Consider the following 18035-nt stretch of genomic DNA (forward strand, 5'->3'; position numbering starts at 1 on the left):
TTTTTTCTAGATTTAAAATTGGAATTTAAGAGAGGTCATGTAAATTCTTGGAGCAGACTCGGTACCGTATGCGAAACCACCAGTAGCGAAACCATTTTGAGCTCCTACACCAGATCCAGTTGTTTCAGGATCAAAGTTACCAGCTGTCCAGTTGAATGGATTTGTAACGTTGAATCCTACAGTAACGTTTTTGAATAAACTTAAAGTTTCACCAAAGCTATAAGATAAACCAATGTTTCTGATTTTAACAAAGTCAGAATCAAATACGAAATAGTTTACATAGTTAAATGGAGAAGTTGTTCCAACTAAGTCTGCTGGAATTCCAGTGTTGTCATGTCCTCTTAAGTGTCTTAATAAGAAACTTAAATCTACAGATTTACCTCCGAATTGGTAGTCTCCAGACATAAAGAAGTTAAACTTCTTGTAAGAATAGTTTAAGCTGAAAGATCCAAAGTGAGGAGCGTAAGTATCACCTAAGAAAGAATTTCTTTCAAAGTTGTAAGAACCATCTGATTGTCTAACTGCAGCAGTACCTCTTAAGTATCCTAAAGAAAGTCCCTCGTCAACACGAGATCCAATTACTGTAAATCCACCAACGATAAATCCTGGAGCACCTCCTGTACTTGTAACAACGTTATTGTTTTTGTTATAAGAAGCATTAAAGTTTAATGTATGATCTTCAGTTTGAACAAGTGTAGAAGATAATTCAAATTCCCAACCAGTGTTTTCAATTTCACCAATGTTTGTAGTTTGGCTTAATTGTCCAGTAGATTGTGCTAAGTTAGGGTCAAATAAAGCATCAGTAGTAATACCTCTATAGTAAGTAGCACCTAAGTTTAATCTGTTGTTGAAGAAACCTAAGTCTAAACCAAATTCAGTAGTAGCTACTTTTTCAGAAACTAAGTTAGGGTTTCCTGGGTTTCCGAATGTAAATGCTGGAACTCCAAAGAAAGTGTTTAATGTGAAGGTTTTATCCTCAGCAAAAGCTCTTGGGAATAATGTAGCTTCACCATAGTTAGCTCTTAATCTAATGTTAGATACAGTCTCGTTAAAAGAAAGATCATTGTAGAAATCGTGATCTGAAAGATTATAAGTAAGACCAACTTTAGGTAAGAAACGAGTTACAGCCGCAGGACCTGCAGATGTGTTTTGGTCAATTCTACCTCCTATTTCTAAATAAGCAACATCATAGATACCAATGTTTTCTAAGAAATATAAACCGTAGTTTGCATTCTCTAAAATTTGATCTTCAATTTCTTTAGTAGGATAGTTTTGTACTAAGAAAGAACCATCAACCCCTCCAGAACCACTAAGTCTAGATTGTCTATCTGAAGTTCTAAAGAACTGTCCACCTAATATGGTTACAAAAGAAAAGTTTTCTAAGTCAAACTTGTGTGTAAAGTTTAAGTCAGCCGTAGTAGTAAAAGAACTTCTTAAAGAACGAGTAATTGTACCTCTATCAGTTGTTCCAGGAGCTTCTGCACCTAATGCAACTAAAAGTGCGTTTGAATTTCTTTGTTGGTTTTGAGAATTTCTTGAATCAATACCAATCGTAGCATTTACTTGTAAGTTATCTAAGATATCGTAAGTAAATTTGTTAGAGTTTGTGAAACGGTGAATGAATCTTTCGATGTCAACTAATTTACCAATTTCTTGTGCTCTTGCTTTTTCAGCAGCCCATTGAGCGTCTGTTAATTCGTCTAAGTTTCCTCTTCCTGCACCTTCAAAAGCAGAGAATCTAGAGAAACTTGTGTTTGCGTTAAAGTCAGTGTTAGCGTCAAAACCTACATAAGAGAATGATCCACTATACTTCAATTTCTCATTTAATTTTGCATTTAAACCAAACGATAAAGATCTTTTAATTTGTTCGTTGTAGTCATTGAAACTATCATCGTGATATAAGCTTCCTGAGAAGTTATAAGTTACATTTTCGCTACCTCCATTGATTCCTACTTTATATTCTTGAGCAACACCAGGCTTAAAAAGAGCCTCTGCAGTTCTGTCATATTTTAAGAAGTCTTTAGTTGCGCTAATTACACCTAATCTAGATTCGAAAAAGAAGTTAGCTCTACCAGCTTTACCTTTTTTAGTAATGATTTGGATAACACCATTTGCAGCATCAGCTCCATATAATGTAGTAGCAGCACCCCCTTTGATATATTCAATTTTTTCAATTGATTCAGCTGGGATATCTGCAAGAGCAGAAACGTTTGCCCCTCCAGTTCCAATTCCTAAAGTTGGATTTGAGTTTAAGTTATCAACTCTAACTCCATCTACAATGATTACTGGTGTAGCAGAAGTAGAAGCTGAAATAGGACCTCTTGTTCTAATTAAAGCAGTTGTACCAGGTTGTCCTGAACTCAATCTAATTTGAGCACTTGGAGTAGTAGACTGTAATAATTGGTCTATTTGATTTCCTGGAAGTTTTTCAATATCCTTAGAAGATAAAACATCTACCTTAGTAGATAGTCTTTTTCTTTCAATACCAGAACCCTGTCCTGTAATGATAATCTCATCTAAAACATTGTCTTCCTCCATTGAGATGTTCATTGTTGATTCATTACCAATTGTCTTTTCCACTGTTTTCATACCAATAAAGCTAAACTGAATAATATCTCCAGTATTTGCTTTTATAGAGTAGTTACCATCAAAATCAGTTTCAGTACCCTTGTTGGTGTTTTTGATTAAGACTGTAACGCCTGGTAAAGGACCAGAATCATTCGAAACTGTTCCCGAAATTGTTTTTTCTTGAGCAAATGTTATTTGTACAAGTAACGTTAGAATAAACGTTAAAATTCCATTAAACTTTGTTTTCATTTTATAATTATTTGAATTAATTGCCGCTAAAATCTTAAATATTTCTTAAAGGAACAACTATTTTGTTAAAAAAATACTAAAAGCCTTTTAGCTTGTTATCCCCCGTTAGTTGGGGATTTATGGTTAAACTTACATAGATGTTTTATTTTAAACAAAAGGGTTGTTTTTTGTTAAATTTTCTTAATATGTTTTTTGTGTTTGAAAAATAAAGCGCTGATATTTGATTAATTATAAAATAATTGTACATTTGCAAACTCTTAAAAAAGAGTATAATTAATAGTACAAACGAAAAATTAGTAACAATTTAGTATGCCAACTATTCAACAATTAGTTCGTAAAGGAAGAACCAAAATGACTAAGAAGAGTAAATCGGCTGCTTTGACGTCTTGTCCGCAAAGACGTGGAGTTTGTACGCGTGTGTATACCACTACACCTAAGAAACCTAATTCAGCAATGCGTAAAGTAGCGCGTGTTAGGTTAACTAACGGTAATGAGATCAACGCGTATATTCCAGGTGAAGGACATAATCTTCAGGAGCACTCGATAGTATTAGTCAGAGGTGGAAGGGTAAAAGATTTACCAGGTGTTAAATATCACATTGTACGTGGTGCATTAGATACTGCAGGTGTTGAGGGAAGAACTCAACGTAGGTCTAAGTACGGTGCAAAACGCCCTAAAGACAAAAAGTAAAAATTAGTAGTAACTTTTTTAATGTAGAGACATGAGAAAAAGAAGAGCTAAAAAAAGAGTTTTGTTACCGGACCCAAGGTTTAATGACCAATTAGTTACACGTTTTGTGAATAACTTAATGTGGGATGGTAAGAAATCTGTAGCATTCAAAGTTTTTTACGATGCAATGGATATCGTAAATGAAAAGAAAACTGACGAAGAAAAGTCGGCTTTAGAAGTATGGAAAGATGGTTTGTCTAACGTAATGCCACATGTAGAGGTGCGTTCTCGTCGTGTAGGTGGTGCAACATTCCAAATTCCAATGCAAATTCGTCCAGATCGTAAAGTTTCAATGGCGATCAAATGGATGATTTCTTATGCGCGTAAGCGTAATGAAAAAACAATGGCACAACGTTTAGCATCAGAGATTTTAGCTGCTGCTAAAGAAGAAGGTGCTGCTGTTAAGAAAAGAGTAGATACTCATAAAATGGCTGAGGCTAACAAGGCATTCTCACACTTTAGATTTTAATAACAATGGCTAGAGATTTAAAATTTACAAGAAATATTGGTATTGCTGCTCATATTGATGCAGGAAAAACTACAACTACTGAGCGTATCTTGTTTTATACAGGAGTTTCTCATAAAATTGGAGAAGTGCATGATGGTGCTTCTACAATGGACTGGATGGAGCAAGAAGCAGAAAGAGGTATTACAATTACTTCTGCTGCAACTACTTGTGAGTGGAAGTTCCCGATTGAAAATGGACAACCAACTCCTGATACTAAAGGATATCACTTTAATATAATTGATACTCCTGGGCACGTTGACTTTACTGTAGAGGTAAACCGTTCATTACGTGTATTAGATGGTTTAGTATTCTTATTCTCAGCTGTTGATGGTGTAGAGCCTCAATCAGAAACAAACTGGCGTTTAGCAGATAACTATAAAGTACCTCGTATTGGATTTGTTAATAAGATGGACCGTCAAGGGTCTAACTTCTTAGCAGTATGTCAGCAGGTAAAAGATATGTTAAAGTCGAATGCAGTGCCAATCGTATTAAATATTGGTGATGAAGCAGACTTTAAAGGAATTGTAGATTTAGTAAAGAACCGTGCTATTGTTTGGCATGATGATAATTTCGGATCTACTTTTGATATCGTTGATATTCCAGAAGATTTAAAAGAAGAAGCTGCTGAGTTAAGAGCTAAGTTAATCGAAGAGGTTGCTGCTTATGACGAGAATTTATTAGAGAAGTTCATGGAGGATGAGAACTCTATTACAGAAGAGGAAGTACACGCTGCTTTACGTGCTGCTGTAATGGATATGTCTATTATTCCTATGGTTTGTGGATCGGCATTTAAAAACAAAGGTGTTCAGTTCTTATTAGATGCTGTTTGTCGTTATTTACCTTCTCCAACAGATAAAGAAGCAATTATTGGTACTGATCCTGATACAGGAGAAGAGATTGCTCGTAAGCCAGATGTAAAGGAGCCTTTCTCGGCTTTAGCATTTAAGATTGCAACAGATCCTTTCGTAGGACGTTTAGCATTCTTCCGTGCATATTCTGGACGTTTAGATGCAGGTTCATACGTGTTAAATAATCGTTCTGGTAAGAAAGAGCGTATTTCTCGTATTTACCAAATGCACTCTAACAAGCAAAATGCTATCGATTTTATTGAGGCAGGAGATATTGGAGCTGCTGTAGGATTTAAAGATATCAAAACAGGAGATACTTTATCTGCAGAAAAAGCACCAATCGTATTAGAATCAATGGATTTCCCTGATCCAGTAATTGGTATCGCTGTTGAGCCAAAGACTAAGGGAGATGTAGATAAATTAGGTATGGCTTTAGCTAAATTAGCTGAGGAGGATCCAACGTTTACGGTAAAAACTGACGAAGCTTCTGGTCAAACAGTAATTTCAGGAATGGGTGAGTTACACTTAGATATTATTGTAGATCGTTTAAAGCGTGAGTTTAAAGTAGAGGTAAACCAAGGTCAACCACAAGTAGAGTACAAAGAAGCAATTACTGCTACTGCAGAGCACAGAGAGGTTTATAAGAAGCAATCTGGTGGACGTGGTAAGTTTGCTGATATCGTATTCAAAATGGAGCCAGCTGAAGAAGGTAAGCAAGGTTTAGAGTTCGAATCTATCATTAAAGGTGGAAACGTTCCTAAAGAATTTGTTCCTTCAGTAGAGAAAGGTTTCAAAGAAGCAATGAAGAATGGTCCATTAGCAGGATATGAAATGGATGCAATGAAAGTAACATTAGTAGATGGTTCTTTCCACCCTGTAGATTCTGATCAATTATCATTCGAATTAGCTGCAAAAATGGGTTACAAAGCTGCTGCTAAAGCTGCAAGAGCTGTGATCATGGAGCCAATGATGAAGTTAGAGGTGTTAACTCCAGAAGAAAATATGGGTGACATCGTAGGTGACTTAAACAGAAGACGTGGTCAAGTAAACGATATGAGTGATCGTTCTGGATCTAAAGTAGTAAAAGCTATCGTTCCATTATCGGAAATGTTTGGTTATGTAACTTCTTTACGTACATTATCTTCTGGTAGAGCAACATCTACTATGGAATTCTCTCACTATGCAGAGACTCCTTCAAATATTGCAGAGGAAGTAATCGCTAATGCTAAAGGTTAATTAAGATGAGTCAAAAAATTAGAATAAAATTAAAATCTTACGATTATAATTTAGTAGATAAGTCTGCTGAGAAAATCGTTAAGACAGTAAAAAGTACTGGAGCGGTTGTTAACGGACCAATTCCATTACCAACTCATAAAAAGATTTTTACAGTATTACGTTCACCACACGTAAACAAAAAATCTAGAGAACAATTTCAATTATCTGCTTACAAGCGTTTGTTAGATATCTATAGTTCTTCTTCGAAAACTATTGATGCTTTAATGAAACTTGAATTACCAAGTGGAGTTGAAGTTGAGATTAAGGTATAAGTAAATGATAACTTTCGGTTTAATTTTGTTAAACCGAAAGTTTTTTATACTTTTGCACCCGAATTAGGATTCAGGGTGTAATTTTATATGCTGAATTTGAATTCAGTAAGACATGTCCGGAGGGTTTCGCGAAGGAAAAATGGAAAAACACTTAAGAGCTAAGCTAAATGTGTTTTATGCTCTTTTTTTTTGAGAGAAATTTCGGAAGTCTAAAAAATGAAACTTTAGTTTCAAATAATAATTATTAATTGACGCGCTGGATAAATAAATCTATCGTCTAAAACAAACAAATATGTCTGGGTTAATAGGAAGAAAAGTAGGAATGACCAGCTTATTCGATGAGAACGGGAAGAATATTCCTTGTACCGTAATCGAAGCAGGTCCTTGCGTTGTTACCCAAGTCAGAACCGAAGAGGTTGATGGCTACAATGCTTTACAACTTGGTTTCGATGACAAAAAAGCAAAAAGCTCTAATAAAGCTTTAGATGGTCACTTTAAAAAAGCTGGTACATCTGCTAAGAAGAAAGTTGTTGAATTTCAAGGATTTGATGGTGAGTACAAATTAGGTGACTCAATTACTGTGGAAATGTTTACTGAAGGAGAGTTCGTTGACGTGTCAGGAACTTCTAAAGGTAAAGGTTTTCAAGGTGTTGTTAAACGTCATGGTTTTGCCGGAGTTGGACAAGCAACTCACGGTCAACATAACCGTTTAAGAGCTCCAGGTTCAATTGGTGCTGCTTCTTACCCTGCAAGAGTATTCAAAGGAATGCGTATGGCAGGTCGTATGGGAGGAGATCAAGTTAAAGTTCAAAATTTAAGAGTATTAAAAGTGGTAGCTGATAAGAACTTAATCGTTGTTAAAGGTGCGGTTCCAGGTCACAAAAACTCTTATGTAACTATCGAGAAATAATGAAAGTAGCAGTATTAGATATTACAGGAAAAGATACTGGTAGAAAAGTTGAACTTTCTAGCGAAGTATTCGGTATAGAGCCAAATGATCACGCAATCTATTTAGATGTTAAGCAGTATTTAGCTAACCAAAGACAAGGAACTCATAAGTCTAAGGAAAGAGCTGAAATTGCTGGTTCTACAAGAAAGATAAAGAAACAAAAAGGTACAGGTACTGCTCGTGCAGGATCTATTAAGTCTCCTGTTTTCAGAGGAGGAGGACGTATCTTTGGTCCAAGACCGCGTAATTATTCTTTCAAATTAAACAAAAATTTAAAGCGTTTAGCTCGTAAATCAGCTTTAAGTTTACAAGCAAAAGATAACAATTTAGTAGTTGTTGAAGATTTCAATTTTGAAGCTCCAAAAACTAAAGAGTTTGTTAATGTATTAAAAGCTTTAGAATTAGATACTAAAAAGTCTTTATTTGTAATTGCTGAAGAAAATAAGAATGTTTATTTATCTTCTCGTAATTTAAAAGGTTCTAAAGTAGTAAATGCTACAGGAATTAACACTTACAATGTTTTAAACGCAAGTAAAGTTGTTATTGCTGAGAGCACTTTAGAAGGAATTCAGTCTAATTTAAGTAAATAGGGAAAGAAATGAGTATTTTAATTAAACCTATTATTACGGAAAAAGCTACAAATCAAAGCGAAGATTTTAATCGTTTTGCATTTGTTGTAAATAAGAAAGCTAACAAGTTAGAAATCAAAGGAGCTGTTGAAGCTGCTTATGGTGTAACGGTTGAAGCAGTAAGAACTATGAATCATCCAGCAGAGAGAAAAACTAAATATACTAAGAAAGGTTTAGTTACTGGATTAACTAGTGGTTACAAGAAGGCAATCGTTCAGTTAGCAGAAGGAGAAACTATTGATTTTTATAACAATCTTTAAGAAAGACAACAATGTCAGTTAGAAAATTAAAACCAATAACACCAGGTCAGCGTTTTAGAGTTGTAAATGGGTTCGACACCATTACTACTGATAAGCCGGAGAAGAGTTTATTAGCTCCGAAAAAACGATCTGGAGGTCGAAACAATCAAGGGCGTATGACTACTCGTAATATCGGAGGAGGTCATAAGAAAAAGTATCGTATTATCGATTTTAAAAGAGATAAGAATGGTATCCCTGCTACAGTAAAAACTATTGAGTACGATCCAAACCGTACTGCATTTATTGCATTAGTGGTTTATGCTGATGGAGAAAAGCGTTATGTAATTGCACAAAACGGATTAAAAGTAGGTCAAACTATCGTTTCAGGAGAAGGATCAACACCTGACGTAGGAAATGCAATGCCTTTAGCAAACATTCCTTTAGGTACAACAATTTCTTGTATCGAATTACGTCCAGGACAAGGAGCTGTTATGGCTCGTTCAGCTGGTTCTTTCGCACAGTTAATGGCAAAAGACGGTAAGTATGCAACAGTTAAGTTACCTTCAGGTGAAACAAGATTAATCTTATTAACTTGTATGGCAACTATCGGAGTTGTATCTAACTCAGATCACCAATTATTAGTTTCTGGTAAAGCTGGTAGATCAAGATGGTTAGGTAGAAGACCAAGAACGAATGCTGTTCGTATGAACCCAGTAGATCACCCAATGGGTGGTGGTGAAGGACGTTCTTCTGGAGGGCATCCAAGATCTAGAAACGGTATCCCAGCTAAAGGATTTAAGACTAGATCTAAGACCAAAGCTAGTAACAAGTATATTATAGAACGTAGAAAGAAATAATAAACCATGGCAAGATCATTAAAAAAAGGACCTTACGTTCACTATAAGTTAGAGAAGAAAGTGTTAGCTAACGTTGAGTCAGGGAAGAAAACAGTTATCAAAACTTGGTCAAGAGCAAGTATGATTACTCCTGATTTTGTTGGGCAAACTATCGCTGTTCACAATGGACGTCAGTTTGTACCAGTATACGTTACTGAAAACATGGTAGGTCATAAATTAGGCGAATTTTCACCAACTCGTTCATTCCGTGGACACGCTGGTGCAAAAAATAAAGGAAAAAAATAGTAGGAAATTATGGGAAGTCGTAAACATAACATGGCAACACAGTTAAAAGAGGCTAGAAAGTCTAGAGCTTTCGCTAAATTAACTAATTGTCCTACATCACCAAGAAAAATGCGCTTGGTGGCAGATTTAGTAAGAGGAGTTGAAGTTGAAAAAGCTTTACAAATCTTAAAATTCAGTCCAAAAGAAGCATCTCGTAACTTAGAGAAGTTATTATTATCAGCTATTGCTAACTGGCAAGCTAAGAATGAAGATGCGTCAATGGAAGATGCTGGATTATACGTTAAATCTATCTGTGTTGATAGCGCAGGAATGTTAAAGAGATTAAGACCAGCTCCACAAGGGCGTGCTCATAGAATTCGTAAGCGTTCTAATCACGTAACTTTAGAGTTAGGAACTAAAAATAACAGTAATTAATCAAAGTAGAAATGGGACAAAAGACAAATCCAATAGGAAATCGTTTAGGAATTATCAGAGGATGGGAATCTAACTGGTATGGAGGAAATGACTACGGTGATAAAATTGCTGAAGATGATAAGATAAGAAAGTATTTATATGCTAGATTATCTAAAGCAAGTGTATCAAGAGTAATTATTGAGCGTACTTTAAAACTTGTAACCGTTACTATCACTACGGCTCGTCCTGGTATCATTATCGGTAAAGGAGGTCAAGAGGTAGACAAGTTAAAAGAAGAGCTTAAGAAGATTACTGGAAAAGAAGTTCAGATTAATATTTTTGAGATTAAACGTCCAGAATTAGATGCGAGATTAGTAGCGTCTAGTATTGCTCGTCAAATCGAAAATAGAATTTCTTATAAGAGAGCAACTAAAATGGCTATCGCTGCTGCAATGCGTATGAACGCTGAAGGTATTAAAGTACAACTTTCAGGACGTTTAAACGGAGCTGAAATGGCGCGTTCTGAGCATTACAAAGAAGGTAGAATTCCTCTTTCTACGTTTAGAGCAGATATCGATTATGCATTAGTTGAGTCACATACTACATACGGAAGAATCGGTGTGAAAGTATGGATTATGAAAGGTGAGGTATATGGTAAACGTGAGTTATCTCCATTAGTAGGCTTATCAAAGCAAAAAGGTGGAGGAAACAAAGGTGGTAAACGCCAACCTCGCAGAAGAAAATAATTTTTAAAAGAAATTAGACATGTTACAGCCAAAAAGAGTAAAGTTCCGTAGAGTTCAGAAAGGCAAGGGTAATATGAGTGGTAACTCTGGTAGAGGTACTCAACTTTCTAACGGAATGTTTGGTATCAAATCATTAGATCAGAACTTACTAACATCTCGCCAAATAGAAGCAGCTCGTATCGCGGCAACTCGTTATATGAAAAGAGAAGGACAGCTTTGGATTAAAATTTTCCCAGACAAGCCAATTACTAAGAAACCATTAGAGGTACGTATGGGTAAAGGTAAAGGTGCTCCAGATCATTTCGTAGCAGTAGTAAAACCAGGAAGAATATTATTTGAAGTTGGTGGTGTACCAATGGAAGTAGCAAAAGAAGCATTGCGCTTAGCTGCTCAAAAACTTCCTGTGAAAACGAAGTTTATCATCGCAAGAGATTTTGATTATAACGCTTAATTCTATAAACCATGAAACAATCAGAAATTAAAGAATTATCAACAGCTGACTTACAAGACAAGCTAGGAGCGTTGAAGAAAAATTATACGGATCTTAAGATGGCTCACGCCATAACTCCATTGGAAAATCCAATGCAGTTAAGAAGCTTAAGAAGAACTGTTGCAAGAATTGCTTCAGAGTTAACAAAAAGAGAATTACAATAATTCTAGTCAGTTTTAAAGATGGAAAAAAGAAATCTTAGAAAAGAGAGAATAGGTGTTGTATCTAGTAACAAAATGGAGAAATCTATTGTTGTTAACGAGGTAAAAAGAGTTAAGCACCCAATGTACGGAAAGTTCGTATTAAAGACTAAGAAGTACGTTGCACATGACGAGAATAACGACTGCAACGAAGGTGATACTGTAAGGATTATGGAAACACGTCCTATGAGTAAATCTAAGCGTTGGAGATTAGTAGAAATCCTAGAAAGAGCTAAATAATATGTTACAAACAGAATCAAGATTAAAAGTAGCAGACAACACTGGAGCTAAAGAGGTTTTAGTGATTAGAGTTTTAGGAGGAACAAAAAAGCGTTACGCTAGCGTTGGAGATAAGATCGTTGTTACGGTAAAGTCTGCAACTCCAAACGGAACTGTAAAGAAAGGTCAAGTATCTCGTGCAGTTGTTGTTCGTACTAAGAAAGAAGTTAGACGTAAAGACGGATCATATATTAGATTTGACGATAATGCTTGTGTATTATTAAATCCTACTGAGGAAATGAGAGGTACACGTGTATTTGGTCCTGTGGCTCGTGAGTTACGTGATAAACAATTTATGAAAATAGTATCATTAGCACCTGAGGTGTTATAAAATCAGATTTTAAAATGAAAAAATTTAAAATTAAATCAGGAGATACTGTTAAAGTTATCGCAGGAGATCATAAAGGATCTGAAGGAAAGGTATTACGTATCTTAAAAGATAAGGATAGAGTAGTTGTAGAAGGTGTTAATATGGTGTCTAAGCACACTAAGCCTAGCGCTGCTAATCCACAAGGAGGTATCGTAAAAAAAGAAGCTCCATTACATATTTCTAACGTGGCTTTAATCGAAAACGGTGAAGCAGTAAGAGTTGGTTATAAAATGGAAGGAGATAAGAAGGTAAGATTTTCAAAAAAATCAGATAAAGCAATATAACCATGAGTTACGTACCAAGATTAAAAGAAGAGTACAAGAGCAGAGTAGTTAAGGCTCTTACTGAAGAATTCGGTTATAACAATGTAATGCAAGTACCTAAGTTACAAAAGATCGTTGTAAGTAAAGGTGTAGGTGCTGCAATTGCTGATAAGAAATTAATTGAATACGCTGTTGAAGAGTTAACAACTATTACAGGGCAAAAAGCAGTATCTACTGTTTCTAAGAAAGACGTTGCAAACTTCAAATTACGTAAAGGAATGCCAATTGGTGCTAAAGTTACGTTAAGAGGAGATATTATGTACGAATTCTTAGATAGGTTAATTACAGCTTCATTACCACGTGTAAGAGACTTTAACGGAATCAAAGCGAATGGTTTTGATGGTAGAGGTAATTACAACTTAGGAATTACTGAACAAATCATCTACCCAGAGATTAATATTGATCAAGTGAAGAAAATTAGTGGTATGGATATTACATTCGTAACATCTGCGAACACTGATAAGGAAGCAAAATCATTATTAGGAGAATTAGGTTTACCATTTAAAAAGAATTAATAAGATGGCTAAAGAATCAATGAAAGCGCGTGAGCGTAAAAGAGCTAAGATGGTTGCTAAATATGCAGAAAAGAGAAAGGCTTTAAAAGAAGCTGGAGACTATGAAGCATTACAAAAGTTACCAAAGAACGCATCACCAATTAGAATGCACAATCGTTGTAAATTAACTGGTCGTCCTAGAGGATATATGCGTCAGTTCGGTATTTCACGTGTAACTTTCCGTGAAATGGCTAATCAAGGATTAATCCCAGGAGTTACTAAAGCAAGCTGGTAATATAGCTCGTTTTATTTCAATATAATTAAGCATACAACCCTTAAAAGTTGTATGCTTTTTTGTTGTATTTATATGTTTTCTTGAGATGAAAATAAGAGGCAATTATACCCAATAAATTAATAGTCAAACTGATAATTGATAAAAGCCTTTTTTTTTCGAAAAGATTATGTATATTTGCACTCTGTTTTTTATAGGGTAAATTACGTCTTGTAAGTACTTGATACAGAAGGGTGTGTTTTTGTTAGAGAAAAGCAAGAGAATTATTCTAAAAAACAAAAATGAATTGTTAACTGGTTTCAGGTTTAGGAGTTACGATTTTCGTAGGAACAATAGAAACTGCTAAAAACCAAAACCGCAAATTAATTATTATGTATACAGATCCAATCGCGGATTTTCTTACTCGAGTTAGAAATGCTATCGCAGCAGGTCACAGAGTAGTTGAAGTTCCTGCTTCAAAATTGAAGAAGGAAATGACCAAGATTTTGTTTGATCAAGGTTACATTTTAAGTTATCAGTTTAACGATAATACCGTACAAGGTACTATCAAGATAGCTTTAAAGTATGACCGTGACACAAAAGAGTCGGTTATTAGAAAAATTCAAAGAGTTTCTACACCAGGTTTACGTAAGTATGTTGGTGCTAAAGAAATGCCTAGAGTATTAAACGGTTTAGGTATTGCAATCGTTTCAACTTCTAAAGGAGTTATGACGAACAAAAAAGCACGTAACGAAAACGTAGGTGGAGAAGTATTATGTTACGTTTACTAAAAAACATTTTGTAAGATGAGTAGAATAGGTAAAAGCCCAATATCATTACCACAAGGTGTTGAAGTAAAAGTAGACGGAAACGTGGTAACAGTAAAAGGAAAGTTAGGAGAGTTAACTCAAAACTTAACTTCTGATATTACTGTAAAAGTAGAAGATGGTACTATTAACTTAGAAAGACCATCAGATAGTAAAGAACACAAAGCTGCTCATGGTTTATACCGTGCTTTAATCAATAACATGGTTGAAGGAGTTAGCAAAGGTTATACTAAGGAATTAGAGTTAGTTGGAGTTGGATACAGAGCTTCTAATCAAGGTCAAAAATTAGATTTAGCTTTAGGTTTTTCTCACAATATTATTTTAGAATTAGCTCCAGAAGTTAAGGTTGAAACAATATCTGAAAAAGGTAAGAATCCAATCGTTAAGTTAACTTCACATGACAAACAATTAGTTGGTCAGGTTGCAGCAAAAATCCGTGGTTTCCGTAAGCCAGAGCCTTACAAAGGAAAAGGAGTTAAGTTTGTAGGAGAAGTAATTAGAAGAAAAGCAGGTAAATCTGCATAATTTATAGTATTATGGCATTATCAAAGCTTGAAAGAAGACAACGTATTAAGCATAGAATTAGAAAGATTGTTACTGGTACAGCTGCTAAACCAAGATTATCAGTATTTAGAAGTAACAAAGAGATTTATGCTCAATTAATAAATGATGTAGATGGAGTTACTTTAGCTTCAGCATCATCAAGAGATAAAGAAATTACAACAAGCACTAAAGCAGAAGCTGCTGCTGCAGTTGGAAAAGCTATCGCTGAAAAAGCTACTAAAGCAGGAGTAGATACTGTTGCTTTTGACCGTAACGGGTATTTATACCATGGTAGAGTAAAAGTATTAGCAGACGCTGCAAGAGAAGCTGGTTTAAAATTTTAAGAAATTATATTATGTTAGGATATAAAAACGTAGAAAGAGTAAAACCAAGCGGATTAGAGCTTGTTGATAAATTAGTAGGAGTACAACGTGTTACCAAAGTAACTAAAGGGGGTAGAGCATTTGGTTTCTCTGCAATCGTAGTTGTTGGAGACGGTAACGGTGTAATCGGACACGGATTAGGAAAGTCTAAAGATGTTTCTTCAGCAATTGCTAAGGCAGTAGAAGACGCTAAGAAGAACTTAGTTCGTATTCCAATCTTAAACGGAACATTACCTCACGAGCAAAAAGGTAAATTTGGTGGAGCAAAAGTATTCATCAAGCCTGCTTCAAATGGTACCGGAGTTATTGCTGGTGGTGCTGTACGTGCGGTATTAGAATCAGTAGGTGTAAAGGACGTATTATCAAAGTCTCAAGGATCATCTAACCCTCACAATGTAGTAAAAGCTACTTTTGATGCTTTATTACAATTACGTAGCGCTGAAACTATCGCTAGACAAAGAGGTATATCTTTAGAGAAAGTTTTTAACGGATAAAATTTAAGACGATGAGTAAAATTAGAGTTACACAAGTAAAAAGTCAAATCGGTCGCCTTAAAAACCAAAAGAGAACGTTAGAGGCGTTAGGATTACGTAAAATGAACCAAACTGTAGAGCACGAAGCAACTGCTACAATTTTGGGTATGGTAAATAAAGTTCAACACTTAGTTTCTGTAGAAGAAGTTAAATAAAACAAAATAGAATGAGTTTATTACATAACTTAAAGCCTGCAGAAGGAGCTAACAAGAACCAAGGGAAGCGTTTAGGACGTGGAGAAGGTTCTGGAAAAGCAACTACTGCTGGTAGAGGACATAAAGGAGCTAAATCTCGTTCTGGTTATTCTAGAAAGATTGGTTTTGAAGGAGGGCAAATGCCACTTCAAAGAAGAGTTCCTAAGTTTGGATTCACTAACATTAACCGTAAGGAGTATGTTGGAATCAACTTAGACAAGTTACAAACTTTAGTAGATAACGGAAGAATTAAAGATACAGTTAATTTAGAAGTTTTAATAGAGAATCGTTTAGCAGGAAAAAACGATTTAGTGAAGATATTAGGAGGTGGTGAATTAAAAGCAAAATTAAATATAACTGTTCATAAATTTACTGCATCAGCTAAAGCTGCTATTGAAGCGGCAGGTGGTGAGGCAGTTACCTTATAATCCCTGTAAAAGATGAATTTTATAAATACCTTAAGAGACATTTTCAAAATTGAAGAGTTAAAAGAAAAGATTCTTTTAACGATTGGTTTAATTGCTGTATATCGTTTTATGGCTGCTGTTCCATTACCCGGAATAGATCCAACACAATTAGCAGAATTAAAAAACAATGCAGAAGGTGGGCTTTTAGGTTTATTAAACGCATTTACAGGTGGGGCATTTGCTAGAGCGTCAGTAATGGCACTTGGTATTATGCCTTATATTTCTGCTTCTATTGTAGTACAGTTAATGGGGATTGCAGTACCTTATTTACAAAAACTACAAAAAGATGGAGAAAGTGGACGTAAAAAGATTACGCAAATTACACGTTGGTTAACGATCTTAATTACATTAGTTCAGGGTCCAACGTATATTACATTTATTAAAACACAAATGGGATTACCAGATGCAGCTTTCTTAGTTGGAGGTGCTACATTCTGGGTATCATCAATGATTTTACTTACCGCAGGAACTATTTTTGCAATGTGGTTAGGGGAACGTATTACTGACAAAGGTGTTGGTAATGGTATCTCTTTATTAATTACAGTAGGTATTATCGCAAACTTCCCGGCAGCATTTATTCAAGAGGTAATTTCTAAAACTACCGCTGGAAATGGAGGGATAATGATGATTTTAATTGAATTAATCGTTTGGTTCGTAGTAATCTTGTTATCTGTTTTATTAGTTACAGCAGTTCGTAAAGTTGCAGTGCAATATGCAAGACGTACAGTTGTTACAAACATTAAAGATGTTGATGGTGCTCGCCAGTATATCCCGTTAAAGTTAAACGCGGCTGGAGTTATGCCAATTATTTTTGCACAGGCTATTATGTTTTTACCAGTAGCTTTAGGTCAAAAATTCCCAGCATTAAATAGTTTAACTGATATTAATGGATGGCAGTACAATGTAATATTTGCTATCTTGATCATCATCTTTAGTTATTTTTATACGGCTATTACTATACCGACTAATAAGATGGCTGAAGATTTAAAAAGAAGTAATGGTTTTGTTCCAGGATACAAGCCAGGAGAGGAAACTGCTAATTATTTAGATTCAGTATTATCTAAGATTACTTTCCCTGGTTCATTGTTCTTAGCTGCTTTGTCGATTTTACCGGCAATCATCGTTAAATTTGGGGTAACTCAAAATTGGGCAATGTTTTATGGTGGAACATCATTAATCATTATGGTAGGTGTTGCTATCGACACTATTCAGCAAATTAATTCATATTTATTAAACAGTCGTTATGACGGTTTAATGAAAACAGGTAATAGTAACAGAAAATCATCAAAATAATATGGCTAAGCAACCAGCAATTCAACAAGACGGAACGATAACAGAAGCATTATCAAATGCTATGTTTCGCGTAGAATTAGAGAATGGACATATTGTTACGGCTCATATCTCTGGTAAAATGAGAATGCATTATATCAAATTATTGCCAGGAGATAAGGTAAAGTTAGAAATGAGTCCTTATGATTTAACGAAAGCAAGAATTACTTACAGATACTAAAAACACATACTGATGAAAGTAAGAGCATCATTAAAGAAAAGAAGTGCCGACTGTAAAATTGTACGCAGAAAAGGCCGTTTATACGTAATAAATAAGAAAAATCCTAGGTTTAAACAAAGACAAGGATAATTATTGAATTAAAGTCATTAGTAATTAGTAGTTAGATGAATCTGTTTGAAATAGAAATGTTTAGGATTCTAACAACTAAAAGCTAACACTAACACTAAGAAAGATATATGGCAAGAATCGCAGGTATTGATATTCCAAAGAACAAGAGAGGAGCAATCGCTTTAACTTACATCTTTGGTATCGGAAGAAGCAGAGCTAAGGAAGTTTTAGCTAATGCAAAAATTGACGAGAGCATCAAAGTTCAAGATTGGACTGATGATCAAATTGCAGCAATTCGTGAGCAAGTAGGAACTTACACTATTGAAGGTGAATTACGTTCTGAAGTTCAATTAAACATTAAACGTTTAATGGACATCGGATGTCAAAGAGGTATTCGTCACAGACTTGGTTTACCATTACGTGGACAAAGAACTAAGAATAACTCTCGTACAAGAAAAGGTAAGAGAAAAACAGTTGCTAACAAGAAAAAGTAATT

Annotated in this window: 29 protein-coding genes; 28 read left to right on the forward strand and 1 reads right to left on the reverse strand. The window is 35.1% G+C overall.

Annotation, left to right across the window (positions count from 1 at the left end; translation table 11 throughout):
• Window positions 1-12: 12 nt before the first annotated feature.
• Window positions 13-2817, reverse strand: a complete 2805-nt coding sequence (locus tag ABNT22_RS05275) for a TonB-dependent receptor plug domain-containing protein (RefSeq protein WP_348714811.1) — start codon at window positions 2815-2817, stop codon at window positions 13-15.
• Window positions 2818-3126: 309 nt separating this feature from the next.
• On the opposite strand from ABNT22_RS05275, the gene rpsL reads away from it, so the two are divergent.
• The 28 genes from rpsL to rpsM all read left to right on the forward strand — a co-directional run bounded on the left by rpsL (window position 3127) and on the right by rpsM (window position 18033).
• A complete protein-coding gene (gene rpsL / locus ABNT22_RS05280; protein WP_348714812.1) occupies window positions 3127-3507 on the forward strand; it encodes a 30S ribosomal protein S12 in 381 nt (126 codons plus the stop codon).
• Between the two features lie 31 nt (window positions 3508-3538).
• Window positions 3539-4015, forward strand: coding sequence for a 30S ribosomal protein S7 (gene rpsG / locus ABNT22_RS05285; protein ID WP_086030206.1), 477 nt, complete (start codon window positions 3539-3541; stop codon window positions 4013-4015).
• Between the two features lie 5 nt (window positions 4016-4020).
• A complete protein-coding gene (gene fusA, locus ABNT22_RS05290; RefSeq protein WP_348714816.1) occupies window positions 4021-6138 on the forward strand; it encodes an elongation factor G in 2118 nt (705 codons plus the stop codon).
• 5 nt (window positions 6139-6143) lie between these two features.
• Window positions 6144-6449, forward strand: a complete 306-nt coding sequence (gene rpsJ, locus ABNT22_RS05295; protein WP_075342599.1) for a 30S ribosomal protein S10 — start codon at window positions 6144-6146, stop codon at window positions 6447-6449.
• A gap of 292 nt (window positions 6450-6741) precedes the next feature.
• Window positions 6742-7359: a 50S ribosomal protein L3 gene (gene rplC, locus ABNT22_RS05300; protein ID WP_348714819.1), complete on the forward strand. Its 618-nt coding sequence runs from the start codon at window positions 6742-6744 to the stop codon at window positions 7357-7359.
• The gene (gene rplD, locus ABNT22_RS05305; RefSeq protein WP_348714821.1) at window positions 7359-7988 is read left to right on the forward strand and encodes a 50S ribosomal protein L4; all 630 of its coding nucleotides are present in this window, start codon (window positions 7359-7361) and stop codon (window positions 7986-7988) included. The genes rplC and rplD overlap by 1 nt, the downstream gene beginning before the upstream one ends.
• Before the next feature lie 8 nt (window positions 7989-7996).
• Window positions 7997-8287 carry a 50S ribosomal protein L23 gene (gene rplW, locus ABNT22_RS05310; protein ID WP_348714824.1) on the forward strand — a complete coding sequence of 97 codons (291 nt, stop codon included), beginning with the start codon at window positions 7997-7999 and terminating at the stop codon, window positions 8285-8287.
• Between the two features lie 11 nt (window positions 8288-8298).
• Window positions 8299-9123 (forward strand): 50S ribosomal protein L2, encoded by an 825-nt coding sequence (gene rplB / locus ABNT22_RS05315; protein WP_348714826.1) that lies wholly within the window; start codon window positions 8299-8301, stop codon window positions 9121-9123.
• A 6-nt stretch (window positions 9124-9129) separates the two neighbouring features.
• On the forward strand, window positions 9130-9408 hold the full coding sequence (gene rpsS, locus ABNT22_RS05320; RefSeq protein ID WP_086030200.1) for a 30S ribosomal protein S19: 279 nt from the start codon (window positions 9130-9132) through the stop codon (window positions 9406-9408).
• Between the two features lie 9 nt (window positions 9409-9417).
• Entirely contained in the window at window positions 9418-9822 is a 405-nt protein-coding gene (gene rplV, locus ABNT22_RS05325; protein WP_299103701.1) for a 50S ribosomal protein L22, read from the forward strand.
• Window positions 9823-9833: 11 nt separating this feature from the next.
• Complete coding sequence (gene rpsC / locus ABNT22_RS05330; protein WP_299103703.1) at window positions 9834-10547, forward strand: 30S ribosomal protein S3; 714 nt, start codon at window positions 9834-9836, stop codon at window positions 10545-10547.
• 19 nt (window positions 10548-10566) lie between these two features.
• Complete coding sequence (gene rplP / locus ABNT22_RS05335) at window positions 10567-10998, forward strand: 50S ribosomal protein L16 (RefSeq protein WP_075342607.1); 432 nt, start codon at window positions 10567-10569, stop codon at window positions 10996-10998.
• Between the two features lie 11 nt (window positions 10999-11009).
• Entirely contained in the window at window positions 11010-11201 is a 192-nt protein-coding gene (gene rpmC, locus ABNT22_RS05340; protein ID WP_348714830.1) for a 50S ribosomal protein L29, read from the forward strand.
• A gap of 18 nt (window positions 11202-11219) precedes the next feature.
• Window positions 11220-11477: a 30S ribosomal protein S17 gene (gene rpsQ, locus ABNT22_RS05345; RefSeq protein ID WP_099215304.1), complete on the forward strand. Its 258-nt coding sequence runs from the start codon at window positions 11220-11222 to the stop codon at window positions 11475-11477.
• Window position 11478: 1 nt separating this feature from the next.
• Window positions 11479-11847 carry a 50S ribosomal protein L14 gene (rplN, locus tag ABNT22_RS05350; protein ID WP_299103708.1) on the forward strand — a complete coding sequence of 123 codons (369 nt, stop codon included), beginning with the start codon at window positions 11479-11481 and terminating at the stop codon, window positions 11845-11847.
• Between the two features lie 14 nt (window positions 11848-11861).
• Window positions 11862-12170, forward strand: coding sequence for a 50S ribosomal protein L24 (rplX, locus tag ABNT22_RS05355; RefSeq protein ID WP_299103709.1), 309 nt, complete (start codon window positions 11862-11864; stop codon window positions 12168-12170).
• 2 nt (window positions 12171-12172) lie between these two features.
• Window positions 12173-12724 (forward strand): 50S ribosomal protein L5, encoded by a 552-nt coding sequence (gene rplE, locus ABNT22_RS05360; protein ID WP_348714834.1) that lies wholly within the window; start codon window positions 12173-12175, stop codon window positions 12722-12724.
• Between the two features lie 4 nt (window positions 12725-12728).
• The gene (gene rpsN / locus ABNT22_RS05365; protein ID WP_299103712.1) at window positions 12729-12998 is read left to right on the forward strand and encodes a 30S ribosomal protein S14; all 270 of its coding nucleotides are present in this window, start codon (window positions 12729-12731) and stop codon (window positions 12996-12998) included.
• 368 nt (window positions 12999-13366) lie between these two features.
• Window positions 13367-13765 (forward strand): 30S ribosomal protein S8, encoded by a 399-nt coding sequence (rpsH, locus tag ABNT22_RS05370; RefSeq protein WP_348714838.1) that lies wholly within the window; start codon window positions 13367-13369, stop codon window positions 13763-13765.
• Between the two features lie 15 nt (window positions 13766-13780).
• Window positions 13781-14326 (forward strand): 50S ribosomal protein L6, encoded by a 546-nt coding sequence (gene rplF, locus ABNT22_RS05375; protein WP_348714841.1) that lies wholly within the window; start codon window positions 13781-13783, stop codon window positions 14324-14326.
• An 11-nt stretch (window positions 14327-14337) separates the two neighbouring features.
• A complete protein-coding gene (gene rplR / locus ABNT22_RS05380) occupies window positions 14338-14688 on the forward strand; it encodes a 50S ribosomal protein L18 (protein WP_299103715.1) in 351 nt (116 codons plus the stop codon).
• 11 nt (window positions 14689-14699) lie between these two features.
• Window positions 14700-15221, forward strand: a complete 522-nt coding sequence (rpsE, locus tag ABNT22_RS05385) for a 30S ribosomal protein S5 (protein WP_412766884.1) — start codon at window positions 14700-14702, stop codon at window positions 15219-15221.
• Window positions 15222-15232: 11 nt separating this feature from the next.
• On the forward strand, window positions 15233-15415 hold the full coding sequence (rpmD, locus tag ABNT22_RS05390; protein ID WP_348714843.1) for a 50S ribosomal protein L30: 183 nt from the start codon (window positions 15233-15235) through the stop codon (window positions 15413-15415).
• An 11-nt stretch (window positions 15416-15426) separates the two neighbouring features.
• Window positions 15427-15882, forward strand: coding sequence for a 50S ribosomal protein L15 (rplO, locus tag ABNT22_RS05395; protein WP_348714846.1), 456 nt, complete (start codon window positions 15427-15429; stop codon window positions 15880-15882).
• Between the two features lie 12 nt (window positions 15883-15894).
• Window positions 15895-17214 carry a preprotein translocase subunit SecY gene (secY, locus tag ABNT22_RS05400; RefSeq protein ID WP_348714849.1) on the forward strand — a complete coding sequence of 440 codons (1320 nt, stop codon included), beginning with the start codon at window positions 15895-15897 and terminating at the stop codon, window positions 17212-17214.
• Between the two features lies 1 nt (window position 17215).
• On the forward strand, window positions 17216-17431 hold the full coding sequence (gene infA, locus ABNT22_RS05405; protein ID WP_068206835.1) for a translation initiation factor IF-1: 216 nt from the start codon (window positions 17216-17218) through the stop codon (window positions 17429-17431).
• Between the two features lie 12 nt (window positions 17432-17443).
• Window positions 17444-17560 (forward strand): type B 50S ribosomal protein L36, encoded by a 117-nt coding sequence (ykgO, locus tag ABNT22_RS05410; RefSeq protein ID WP_010181906.1) that lies wholly within the window; start codon window positions 17444-17446, stop codon window positions 17558-17560.
• A gap of 107 nt (window positions 17561-17667) precedes the next feature.
• The gene (gene rpsM / locus ABNT22_RS05415; RefSeq protein WP_348714852.1) at window positions 17668-18033 is read left to right on the forward strand and encodes a 30S ribosomal protein S13; all 366 of its coding nucleotides are present in this window, start codon (window positions 17668-17670) and stop codon (window positions 18031-18033) included.
• Window positions 18034-18035 lie beyond the last annotated feature (2 nt).

The sequence above is a fragment of the Tenacibaculum sp. 190130A14a genome, assembly GCF_964048965.1.
Taxonomy (GTDB): domain Bacteria; phylum Bacteroidota; class Bacteroidia; order Flavobacteriales; family Flavobacteriaceae; genus Polaribacter; species Polaribacter polynesiense.